The sequence below is a fragment of the Mangrovicoccus sp. HB161399 genome (genome assembly GCF_013184745.1).
Taxonomy (GTDB): domain Bacteria; phylum Pseudomonadota; class Alphaproteobacteria; order Rhodobacterales; family Rhodobacteraceae; genus Mangrovicoccus.
In genome coordinates this window covers 1-11642 of sequence record NZ_JAATVU010000117.1, presented here as the reverse complement: position 1 = coordinate 11642, position 11642 = coordinate 1, and the positions used below count along the sequence as shown (strand labels likewise).

Genomic DNA, 11642 nt, shown 5'->3' with positions numbered 1-11642 from the left:
CACGGTCGGCGCGCTGACACCGGCAGCGGCGGCGAGCTGCACGATCGGCACCATGCCGGAGGTCGGGTAGCCCGAGGCCAGGACGTCCGCCACGGCAAGTTCCGCCCGTGCCAGCCGGTTCCGGCAGGCGCGGATCCGCGCCGCAACCGTGCCCCCGGTTCCTGCTTCCGCTTCCGGAGATGCCATGATGCCTGCCGTCCCGATCTGCCGCCGGTTCCGATCCTAGCGGTACCTGGCGCGGGAAGGAAAGCGCGAAGTCCGGGCTGCGGCGGCTTGAAACTCTGCGGTGCAGGTGTTTCAGTTCCGGAACAAACCCGGAGGCCGCCATGCATGACGTGTCGCAGCGCATCGTCGACATCTACGACGAACTGACCCGGTCCGAACGGCGGATGGCCGACACGATCCTGCAGGCCCCGGACCTGGTCGCGGAACTCAGCGCGACCTCGCTGGCGGCGCGGGCGGGGGTGTCGAAGGCGACCGCGGCCCGGTTCTTCCGGCGGCTCGGCTATGCCGGGGCCCGGGTGGCACGGGCGGATGCGCGGCGCTCGATCGACCGCGACGGGCGCGAACCCGAGTGGCGCGCGCGCTTCGGCACGCCGCGGGTCAGCCAGGCCCAGCACCTGACCGCAGAGGTGCAGAACCTGACGCGCACGATCGAGCAGATCCGCTCCGACGACCTGGATTCCGCCATCCGCGCCTTCGCGCTGGCCGAGAAGATCTGGGTGGTGGGCTTCGGCGAGAACTATCCGCTGGCCCATTTCGCCCGTGCGCTGCTGATCCGGGTGAAGCCCGACATCCGGATGATTCCGATCGGCGGCTTCTCGGTGCCGGAGGAATTTGCCTCGATCCGCGCCTCGGACGCGGTGCTGGCGCTCGGGGTGGGACGGCGCACCAAGTCGCTGCGCTCGGTCATGGCCTCCTCGCGCAAGGCCGATGCCCATGTCACCTTCATCACCGACCAGATCGCCCCGGTCTCGGAAGATGCCGCCAGCGTCACGCTGCGCTGCCGGACCAAGGGCGCCGGGGCCTTCGACAGCGTGGTCGCGCCGGTTTCGGTGCTGACCTATTTCTGCTCCTCTCTGGCGCTCAGGATCGGCGAGCCGGCGCTGGCGCGACTCGAATACATCTCGCAGATCCATGCCGAATGGGCCGAGCTTGCCGGCGACGACTTCTGATCGCAACCCTGCCGCCGCAGCGCTGCATATTCGGCCGCTTTGGATCAGGGCTGAAACTTTCAGGATCAGATTTGAAACGTTCTTGACCCATCGGCGGTCCTGCCGCCTCCTGTTCCTGCCGAGACCCGGCCGCAGGCGGCACAAACTGCCAGGGCGGCCCGGCGCCGGTCCACATGACAGGGAGTTACCATATGACCGCCAAACGTCTGCGCCAGCTCGGGCTGGGCGCCGTCCTGGGCTGTGCCGCTGCATCTCCGCTGGCCGCGAAGGACATCGTCTGGGCCCGATACGGCGATATCGACACGCTGGACCCCCACCGGGCCACCTCGACCCTCTCGCTGCAGGTCTGGAGCCTGATCTACGACACGCTGCTGGCCACCGACGCGGCCGGCGCGCCGGTGCCGAACCTGGCGACCAGCTGGGAGGTCAGCGAGGACGGGCTGGACTACACCTTCCATCTCGCCGACGGGGTGATGTGCCATGACGGCACGCCGCTGGACGCCAATGACGTGAAATACACCGTCGACCGCGCCTTCGATGCCGACAACCCCTCGGTGACGCAGGCCAGCTGGGGGCCGATCACCTCGGCCGAGGTCGTCGATCCGCTGACCGTGAAGCTGACATTGTCCTCGCCCTTCGTGGCCATGGTGCCGTTCCTCGCCGACAGCTTCTCGTCGATCCTGTGCGACTCGAACGCGGAGCAGGAGGGCTTCGGCACCACCGTCGCGATCGGCTCGGGGCCGTGGAAACTGGACAGCTGGACCAAGGGCGACAGGATCGTGCTGGAGAAGAACCCGGACTACGTGAACCACGGCAAGCTCGCGGAAAATCCCGGCGCGCCCTACATGGACCGGCTGATCGTCACCACCGTGCCGGAACCGCAGACCCGGCTGGCCGGGCTGAAGACCGGGGCGATCCAGATCGCCGAGCCGCCGCTCGACGACGTGCCCGCGCTGCAGGAGTCGGGCGAGCTGAACATCGTCATCGCCGAGAATACCGGCCAGAACGTGTTCTGGGAATTCGCGCTGCACCGGGCGCCCTTCGATGACGAGCGCGTCCGCGAGGCGGTGGCGCGGGCCACCGATGTCGATACCGCGCTGATGCTGATCTACGGCGACCTGTCGATCCCCGAGCAATGCCCGATCTCGCGCGGCGTCTTCGGCAACGACCAGGACTTCTGCGCCGGGCACCGCGCGCAGTACGATCCCGAGAAGGCCAAGGCATTGCTTGCGGAGGCCGGGGGCTGGGGTCCGGACAATCCGCTGGAGGTGAACATGCTGGTCTGGACCGGCGGCAAGCGCGACCGGCTGGCCGAGGTGTTCCAGGCGCAGCTGGCCGAGGTCGGCATCAAGGCCAATATCCAGATGATGGATATCGGCACGATGAATGCCCGCGTGCGGCAGGAGAACGAGACGCCCGAGGGGATCGGCTCGATGGATATGATGACCTGGTCCTGGTACGATCCGGACATCCTCTATGCGCTCTGGCACTCGCCCGGCGCCTATCGCGGCTATACCTCGCCCGAGCTCGACGCGATGCTGGAGAAGACCCGCGTGCTGGCCGATCCGGCGGAGCGCAAGGGCGCGGTCGAGGACGTGATGGCCTACCTTCTGGACAAGTCGATCCACGTGCCGCTCTACACGCCGGGCTGGGAATGGGTCTTTGCCGTGCGGCCGGAGGTCGAGGGCTTCCATGTCGCGCCCTTCGTCTATCCGATCTTCAACGACGTGAAGTTCTGATCCCCCGCTGATCCGGCGGCGCGGCCTCCGGGCCGTGCCTGCCGGAAGGAAGGACCGCCCGATGCTCTCCTACCTGTCGAAGCGCCTCGCCATGGGGCTCGCCACGATCCTCATCGCCACCGTCGCGGTGACGCTGCTGATCCACCTGGTGCCGGGCGATCCGGTGCAGATCATGTACGCCCAGAGCCAGGGCACCACGCCCGAGCAGCTGGAGGAGATTCGCGCCCGGCTCGGCCTCGACCAGCCGATCATCGTCCAGTACGTCCAGTATCTCGGGCGGCTCCTGCAGGGCGACATGGGCGTGACGATCCGCGGCCAGCAGCCGGTGGCGGACCTCCTGATGGCGCGCCTGCCGAACACGCTGCTGCTGGCCTTCTCGGCGATGGCCATCGCCGTCGCCATCGGCCTGCCGGCAGGGTTCTGGGCGGCCTACAAGCGCGGCACCTGGGTGGACAGCGCAGTGATGATGACCGCCATCGCAGGGGTGTCCATCCCGCATTTCTGGCTGGGGCTGGTGCTGATGTTCTGGTTCGCCGTCGATCTGGGCTGGCTGCCGGTCGCGGGCGGCGGGCCGCTGGCCCTGGTGCTGCCCGCCATGACGCTGGGCCTGTCGAACGCCGCCATCGTCGCGCGGATGACCCGGTCGAGCATGATCGACGTGATGGAGCAGGATTTCGTCCGCACCGCCAATGCCAAGGGCCTGCCCAAGGCGGTTGTCCAGTCGCGCCACGTGCTGCGCTCGGGGCTGATCCCGGTCGTCACCATGATGGGGCTGCAATTCACTTACATGATGGGCGGCGCCATCGTGGTCGAGAACATCTTCGCCTGGAACGGCATCGGGCGGCTGGCGATCGAGGCGATCTTCCAGCGCGACTATCCGGTGATCCAGGGGTTCATCCTGGTCTTCGCCACGACCGTCGTCGTCGTGATGTTCCTGCTCGACCTCGTCTACGCGCTGCTCGACCCGAGAATCCGGAGAAGCTGATGGCCGATATCGCCCGGACCGCCCCGCCAGAGACCCGCCGCAAGGCGCGCCCGCTCTGGCTGCGCATCCTCCGCAATCCCGGCGGCGCCATCGGCGCGGCTCTCGTCCTGGCGCTGGTCCTCTCGGCGCTGTCGGCGCCCTGGCTGGCGCCGTTCGATCCCACCAAGATGGCCGCGGGCCGCCCGCTGACCGCGCCCGGGGCGGCGCATCTGCTGGGCACCGACGAACTGGGCCGCGACGTGCTGTCCCGCATCCTCTTCGGCGCCCGGCTGACGCTGCAGATCGGCGCCATCGCGGTCGGCATCTCGCTGGTGCTGGGCCTCGTCACCGGGCTGTCGGCGGCACATTTCGGCGGCTGGCCCGAACGCATCCTGATGCGCGCGACCGACGTGCTGTTCTCCTTCACGGAGACGCTGATCGCGCTGGCCTTCGTCGCCGTTCTGGGGCCGTCTCTGACCAATGCCATGGTCGCGGTCGGCGTGGCCGCCGTGCCCTTCTATGCCCGCACCGCCTATGCCACGGCGCTCGGCGAAGTGGCGAAGCCCTATTACGAGGGCGCCATCGCGGCGGGTGCGGGCCACATGCGGCTGATCCTGCGGCACCTGCTGCCGAACGTGCTGCCGACGATGATCGTGGTGGCGACGCTGGGACTGTCGAACGCGATCCTCGCGGCCGCCGCGCTCGGCTTCCTCGGCCTCGGCGCCCAGCCGCCGCAGCCTGAATGGGGCTACATGCTGTCCGCCGGGCGGGACTTCATGAACCGCGCGCCCTGGCTGATGCTCTATCCCGGCCTCGCCATCGCGCTGACCGTCTTCGCCTTCAACATCCTCGGGGACGCCCTGCGCGAAGCCCTCGACCCCAGATCGGAGGGCCGCTGATGCCGCTTCTCGACGTGACCGGCCTGACCATCGCCTTCGGCGCGCTGCCCGTGGTCGAAGGGCTCGACCTGTCCATTGCCAAGGGCGAGACCCTGGCCCTTGTCGGCGAGAGCGGCTCGGGCAAGTCGGTCAGCGCGCTGTCGCTGATGGGGCTGCTGCCGCGCGGCGCCAGGCGGACGGGAGGACGCATTCTGCTCGGCGGCACCGACATCACGGACTGCGGCGATGCCGGAATGCGGTCCCTGCGCGGGCCGCGCATGGGCATGATCTTCCAGGAGCCGATGACCAGCCTCACCCCGGTCCTGACCATCGGCCGCCAGATGACCGAGGCGCTGGCCGTGCACAAGGGCATGAGCGGCGCCGCGGCGCGCGCCCGGGCGGTGGAGATGCTCGATGCCGCGGGCATCCCGCAGCCCGCGGCGCGGATGGCGCAGTATCCGCATGAATTTTCGGGCGGCATGCGCCAGCGGGTGATGATCGCCATGACGCTGGCGCTGGAGCCGGAACTGCTGATCGCGGACGAGCCGACCACCGCGCTAGACGTGACCGTGCAGGCGCAGATCCTCGAGCTGATGCGGCGGCTGGCAAGGGAGACCGGGACCAGCCTGCTGCTGATCACCCATGACATGGGCGTGGTCGCCGAGATGGCCGACCGTGTCGCGGTGATGCGGCGCGGCCATCTGGTGGAAACCGGCACCGCGCGGGACATCTTCTCGGCGCCCGCGCAGGGCTATACCCGCGACCTGCTGGCTGCGGTGCCGCGGATGGACGGGCCGCTGCGGCGCGATCCGCCCCCCGCCGCGGACCGCCCGGCGCTGGCCTTCCGCGGCATCGGCCGCAGCTTCGGCGCGCGGGGCTTCCTGTCGCGCAGCGCCGGGCACCGGGCGCTCGACGGCATCGACCTTGCGGTCGCGCCGGGCGAGACGCTGGCGCTGGTCGGCGAGAGCGGCTCGGGCAAGTCGACCTTGGGACGGATCGGCGCGCGGCTCGACCTGTCGCACGAGGGCAGCGTCCAAGTGGCGGGCGAGGACATCACCGCCCTGCGCGGCGCTGCGCTGCGCAAGGCGCGGTCGCGCGTGCAGATGGTGTTCCAGGACCCGTTTGCCAGCCTCGACCCGCGCTTCGCCGCCGGGGACACGCTGGCCGAGCCGCTGGCGATCCATCGCGGGCTGTCGGGCAGGGCGCTGCGTGCCGAGGCCGGGCGGCTGATGGAGCGGGTCGGCCTGTCGGCCTCCATGCTGGACCGGCTGCCGCATGAATTCTCCGGCGGGCAGCGCCAGCGCATCGCGATCGCCCGCGCGCTGGCGCCGGAGCCGCAGGTGGTGATCGCCGACGAGCCGACCTCGGCGCTGGACGTTTCGGTGCAGGCCTCGATCCTCGACCTGCTGCTCGGGCTGCAGAGGGACACGGGGCTGGCCTTCCTCTTCATCACCCATGACCTCGCGGTGGTCCGGCGGATCGCCCATCGCGTCGCGGTGCTGCGCGGCGGGAGGCTGATGGAGCTGGGCCCCGCCGCGGAGGTCATGGACCGGCCCCGGCATCCCTACACGCAGGCGCTGATCGCCGCCGCGCCGGTGCCCGATCCCCGCGCGGCGCGGCAGGCGCCGGTGCCGCCCGGGCCGGCGGCCCTTGCCGGGCCGCTGCGCGAGGTCGGCTCCGGCCACTGGGTGGCGGGATGACGATCGGCATTGCCGCTTCGGGGCCCGGCGCCGGCCGGGCGATCCTCGGCGCGCTGGCCCGGGCAGAGGCCGTCGGCACCGGCGCGATCGGCGGCTTCGCCAGCTTTGCCTGCATCGGTCCGCAAGGACTCTGGCGCTGCGGCATCCAGCGCGGCGGCGCGCGCGCGCTGCTCGCGCGCGGCCTGCCGGAGGAGGCGCTGGAGGCCCCGCGCGCGGTGCTGATGTCGAGCGGTCCGGACCGGCCGGAGCCGCTGGCGCAATTCACCCCGGGCGATGCCGCGGCCGGGCTGGTCACGGGGCACCGCTTCCCGAACCTGCGCGGCGGCGCGGGGTCCAGCCCGGCGGAGGCTGCGCTGGAGGCGATGCGGGCGGGGATCGGCCCGGCAGAGGCGGCGGAGCTGGCGGCGGCGGCGGATCCGGATGCGGATGCCGGGATCGTCTGCCTCGGCCTCGACGGCCGGATCGGCATGGCGAATGCCCGCCATGTCGCCGCCTTCCCGGGCCTCGGCCAGGCGCTGCAGGCGCAGGGCGGCGCGCGGGCGGGAGTGCTGTGCAACGGCATCGCGCATGGCGCGCTGCTGGCGCCGCTGATCGCCGAGATGGCGCTGGCCGCGCTCGTTCCGCCGCAGGTCGCGGGCACGGTCCTGCTGCAGCGCGGCCTGCCGGTCCTGCGCGGCAGCTGGTCCGAGCTGCGGCTCGGCCCGCAGATGCAGCCCGAGGCGCTGGTCCTCTCCGCCTCGCTGCCCTCCGGCGGGCGCTGGAGCGCTGGCTACGGTCCGCAGGCGCGGCTGACGCGGGATGGCCTGACTGTGGGGCGGCTGCTGGACGAGCCGTTCCTGACCGGCGAGGACGGCCGGGTCGAGAGCTTCGACGGCAGGGAGTGCCTGCCGGTCCGATACGTCGCGCCCGATCCCGCCTGAGCCGGGGCCCGGCCGTCCGGCAGCGGGGGGCATGGCCTGGGCTGCCGGACCCGCTGCCGGGAGGCGCGAGGCAACCGCTCCGTCTTCCGGGACCTTCAACGGCGGCGCCCGGAACTTGCCGCGTGCCCGGACCGCAACTCGGGCATCCGGGCGGGGAGGTGTCCTGCCGTGGGAGGCGCCTGCGATGCCCGCGGGCAGGTTCTGCACGGGAGCGGCACCGGAGGGCATGGGATTTCCCGCCCGTCCCGGCTGCCATGCGGCCGGGGGCCGAGCAGTCGCATGGCTGCCCCGGCATCCGTTCCCCGGCAGGCGTTCGACGGGGCCGGCCGCGGGGCAGGCGGCCTGCCAGGGTCGAGGGCGTTTCCGGCTGCGGCCGACCGCACCGGGCCAGGCGGGACATATGGGCAGGGCGGGCATCCAGTGCGTACCGGGGGTCCGGACGGCGGAGCTCCGCGATGGCCGGGCAGGGAGGCGCAGGCAAACCGCCCGCGGACTCCGGGCGCGTTGCGGATATCGCCGCCCGCCCGGGTCGCCGCCGCCGGAGGCGATGGTCCGGCATATGGGGGCTGCGGGAGGCATTGCCGCTTTCCGCGGCAAAGCGCTCCGTGCGCGCACGGCGGCAGTCCGGGCAGGAGCCGGGCGGCGTTCGGCCTATGGCTTGCATCCGGGCAGTTGCGGGCGAAGCCGCGCCAGAGCGCGCGGTTTTTGTGCATCTGCAGCACATGTTTCCGTTATTTCCGGAATATGTCGCCCCGCTGAACCGTCTGCAGGCTTAGGCTGGAGCCGTCCGTTCAAAACCCGGAGGGTCCATGGCACCTGGCGGCTTCAACATCTTCTCCTTCACCGGGAAGATGAAAATCCTTCACCTGACCTGGTTCGCGTTCTTCCTGACCTTCGTCGTGTGGTTCAACCTCGCGCCGATGCTCGGGGCGATCCAGGCGAGCCTCGGGCTGACCAGGCCCCAGGTCACCACGCTCCTCATCCTCAACGTCGCGCTGACCATCCCGGCGCGGATCATCATCGGCATCCTGACCGACCTCTACGGGCCGCGGCGGGTCTATTCCGGCCTGCTGATCGTGGCCTCGATCCCCTGCTTCGTCTTCGCGGTGGCCGACAGCTTCACCCAGCTGGCGCTGGCGCGCTTCGCGCTCGGGCTGATCGGGGCGGGCTTCGTCATCGGCATCCGCATGGTCTCGGAATGGTTCCCGGCGCACGAGCTCGGCACCGCCGAGGGGATATATGGCGGCTGGGGCAATTTCGGCTCGGCCGCCGCCGCCTTCTGCCTGCCGACCGTCGCGCTGATGTTCGGCGGCGAGGATGGCTGGCGTTGGGCAATCGGGCTCACGGGCGCGATGGCGCTGGTCTACGGCTTCATCTACTACGCCACGGTGCAGGACGTGCCGAAGGGGTCGAAATACTTCCGCCCGAAGAACGCCACGGCAATGGAGGTCACCTCGAAGGGCGACCTCTGGTTCCTGCTGGTGATGAAGGTGCCGCTCTACATCGCGCTCGGCGCGCTGGCCTGGCGGCTGAAGAACGTGGGCATCTTCAACCCGGCCACGCAATACGCGGTCTGGTTCGGTCTGCTGCTGCTCTACGTCTATGACTGCATGCTGGCCGTGCGGGCCAACCGCAAGGTGTTCACCGAGACCGTCCCGGAATTCCAGCGCTACAAGTTCAAGCAGGTGGCGATCCTCAACATCCTCTATTTTGCCACCTTCGGCTCGGAACTGGCGGTGGTGTCGATGCTGCCGCTGTTCTTCACGGACACGTTCGGCCTGTCGCCGGTGGTCGCGGGGATGGTCGCCTCGGCCTATGCCTTCATGAACCTGATGTCGCGCCCGGGCGGCGGGATGATCTCGGACCGGTTCGGACGCAAGCCGACGCTCTTGATCCTGACCGCCGGTCTGGCGGTGGGCTATGCCGCGATGGGCATCATCGGAAGCACCTGGCCGGTCTGGCTGGCGGTGGTCGTGGCGATGGCCTGTTCCTTCTTCGTGCAGGCGGGCGAAGGCGCGGTCTTTGCCGTGGTGCCGCTGATCAAGCGCAGCCTGACCGGGCAGATCGCCGGCATGACCGGCGCCTACGGCAATGTCGGCGCGGTGATCTACCTGATCATCTTTTCGGTGGTGGACGCCTCGACCTTCTTCTTCGTGATTGCCGGCACGGCCGTTCTCGGCTTCGTCGCGCTGCTCTTCCTCGAGGAACCCGAAGGCGAAATCGCGGAGATTGACGAGGACGGCAACGTCACGATGATCAACGTGAGCCGCGCACACTGAACGCGGCCGACCGGCACGGCAGGCGCGTAACGCGGGCCTGCCGGGAAAGGCGAGGATGGCGGGCAGAGGCGACCACACCACCGTCCCGGGACAGTTCCCGGCACAGGGGCTGCGTGCCGTGCTCGGCGGGTGGTCCGGGGCGGGCACCAAGCCGCGCAACGACGACGCGATCTCGGGGCGCATCCCGGAAACCGCCTACGAGATGCAGGTGAAGGGCGCCATCGCCTGCATCGCCGACGGCATCTCGACCGGGCTCAATTCCGACAAGGCGGCGCAGATCTCGGTGGTGCAGTTCGCCCGGGACTACTACTCGGCCCCGGAAAGCTGGCCGGTGCGGGACTGCGCCGGGCGGCTCCTGAACTCGCTCAATTCCTGGCTCCACGCCCAGAACCGCAGCGGCTCGCCCGATGCCGAGGGCATGGTGACGACCTTCACCGCCGCCATCGCCCGCTCGACCACGCTGCACATCGTACATATCGGCGACACGCGCTGCCAGCGGCTGCGCGCCGGGCGGCTGGTGCCCTTGACCGAGGACCATTCGGCGCGCTTCATGGGCGGATCGGAGTCCCTGACCCGCGCGCTCGGCGCGGAAGCCGACATCCGCGTGGACTATGCGCAGGAGACGATGGCCGAGGGCGACCTGTACATCCTGACCACTGACGGGGTGCATGACACGCTGGGCGAGGCCGGCATGCGCGACCGGCTGGCCGGCCTGCCGCAGGAGAGCCGCGAGGATCTGGAGGCGGCCTCGCGCGCGCTCTGCCAGGCGGCGCTGGAGGCCGGAAGCAGCGACAATGTCAGCTGCATGCTGCTGAAGATCCTCGCGCTGCCCTCGGAGACCCTGCCCGAGGCGCATCGCCGCCTGACCGCGCAGGTGATCCCGCCGGCGATGAAGCCCGGCAACCGCATCGATGGCTGGGAGGTGCTGGAGGTGATGCATTCCTCCACCCGCAGCAATGTCTACCTAGTGCGCCGCGCGGGCGAGGACGGCCGCTTCGTCCTGAAGGCGCCGTCGCAGAATTTCGCGGAGAACCTGCAATATCTCGAAGGTTTCACGCTGGAGCAATGGGTCGGACGGCGGATAACGAACAGCCAGGTGATGAAGATCCGCCCGCACGAAGACAGCCGGTTCCTCTACTACATTGCCGATTTCGTCGAGGGAGAGACCCTGCGCGACTGGATGAAGGCGCATCCCAAGCCCTCCATCGCCGAAATCATTCCGGTGCTGGCCTCGCTGATCTCGGCGGTGCGCGTATTCCACCGGCTCGGCATGGTGCACCGCGACCTCAAGCCCGAGAATGTCATCATCGCGGAGGACGGCACCGCGAAGATCATCGATTTCGGCTCGGTGCAGGTGTCGGGCTTCCGCGACCTCGAGCGCGGCGACAAGGAGGAGCTGCCCGAGGGTTCGCTGAACTACATCGCCCCCGAGGTGCTGACCGGACAGGGGGCGCAGCCCTTGTCGGACCTGTTCTCCGTCGCCGCGATCACCTGGGAGATGCTGGCGGGCCGGGTGCCCTTCGACCTGGAGGAGCGCACGGCGCTGCCGTCGCGGCCCGCAGACTGGGCGGCGGGGGATTTCGCCGCGCTGCGCCCCGACCTGCCGCCCGCCACCGGCGAGGTCCTGTCCCGCGCGCTGGCCTTCAGCCCGAAGGACCGCCCCGAGGTGATGTCGGAATTCCTGGGTGAGATGCGCAAGCTGCAGGGCAGGGCGGGGACGAGGCCGGTCTTCGTGCCGCTGCTGCAGCGCGGCTCCCGCGGCTTCTGGCGCGGCTGGGCGCTGGCCGCGACGGCGGTTGCCGCGGCGCTGGCAGTCGCGCTGGTCGCCCTCCTGCCGTGACCGGGCAGGCCGGGACAGGCAGGCGCCGCCCTGGGGCCCTGCCCGCCCGGGCGGTCAGGCGGCGCTCCTGGCGGCTATTGCTTTTGTGTCGAGCATGAGGCGTCCGTCCTCGATCCTGACCGGGTAGGTGCGGACGACCTCGGTGTC

The 11642-nt window shown here is 70.2% G+C and carries 8 protein-coding genes and 1 pseudogene; 8 read left to right on the top strand and 1 reads right to left on the bottom strand.

Going from position 1 to position 11642, the window contains the following annotated elements; genetic code table 11:
• Nucleotides 1-186, bottom strand: a pseudogene (locus tag HCC78_RS29860) (hypothetical protein); the annotation flags it as partial.
• 140 nt (nt 187-326) lie between these two features.
• Here HCC78_RS29860 and HCC78_RS29855 point away from each other — a divergent pair.
• From HCC78_RS29855 to HCC78_RS29820, 8 genes are all read left to right on the top strand, one after another.
• Nucleotides 327-1175 carry a MurR/RpiR family transcriptional regulator gene (locus tag HCC78_RS29855; RefSeq protein WP_172332393.1) on the top strand — a complete coding sequence of 283 codons (849 nt, stop codon included), beginning with the start codon at nt 327-329 and terminating at the stop codon, nt 1173-1175.
• Between the two features lie 191 nt (nt 1176-1366).
• Nucleotides 1367-2914, top strand: a complete 1548-nt coding sequence (locus HCC78_RS29850; protein WP_172332392.1) for an ABC transporter substrate-binding protein — start codon at nt 1367-1369, stop codon at nt 2912-2914.
• A 61-nt stretch (nt 2915-2975) separates the two neighbouring features.
• Nucleotides 2976-3899 carry an ABC transporter permease gene (locus tag HCC78_RS29845; protein ID WP_172332391.1) on the top strand — a complete coding sequence of 308 codons (924 nt, stop codon included), beginning with the start codon at nt 2976-2978 and terminating at the stop codon, nt 3897-3899.
• Entirely contained in the window at nt 3899-4777 is an 879-nt protein-coding gene (locus HCC78_RS29840) for an ABC transporter permease (protein ID WP_172332390.1), read from the top strand. Before HCC78_RS29845 ends, HCC78_RS29840 begins: the two co-directional genes overlap by 1 nt.
• Nucleotides 4777-6456 (top strand): ABC transporter ATP-binding protein, encoded by a 1680-nt coding sequence (locus HCC78_RS29835; protein ID WP_172332389.1) that lies wholly within the window; start codon nt 4777-4779, stop codon nt 6454-6456. The genes HCC78_RS29840 and HCC78_RS29835 overlap by 1 nt, the downstream gene beginning before the upstream one ends.
• A complete protein-coding gene (locus HCC78_RS29830) occupies nt 6453-7376 on the top strand; it encodes a hypothetical protein (RefSeq protein WP_172332388.1) in 924 nt (307 codons plus the stop codon). Before HCC78_RS29835 ends, HCC78_RS29830 begins: the two co-directional genes overlap by 4 nt.
• Before the next feature lie 809 nt (nt 7377-8185).
• Entirely contained in the window at nt 8186-9655 is a 1470-nt protein-coding gene (locus HCC78_RS29825) for a NarK family nitrate/nitrite MFS transporter (RefSeq protein ID WP_172332387.1), read from the top strand.
• A gap of 55 nt (nt 9656-9710) precedes the next feature.
• On the top strand, nt 9711-11495 hold the full coding sequence (locus HCC78_RS29820; protein WP_172332386.1) for a bifunctional protein-serine/threonine kinase/phosphatase: 1785 nt from the start codon (nt 9711-9713) through the stop codon (nt 11493-11495).
• Nucleotides 11496-11642: the final 147 nt, after the last annotated feature.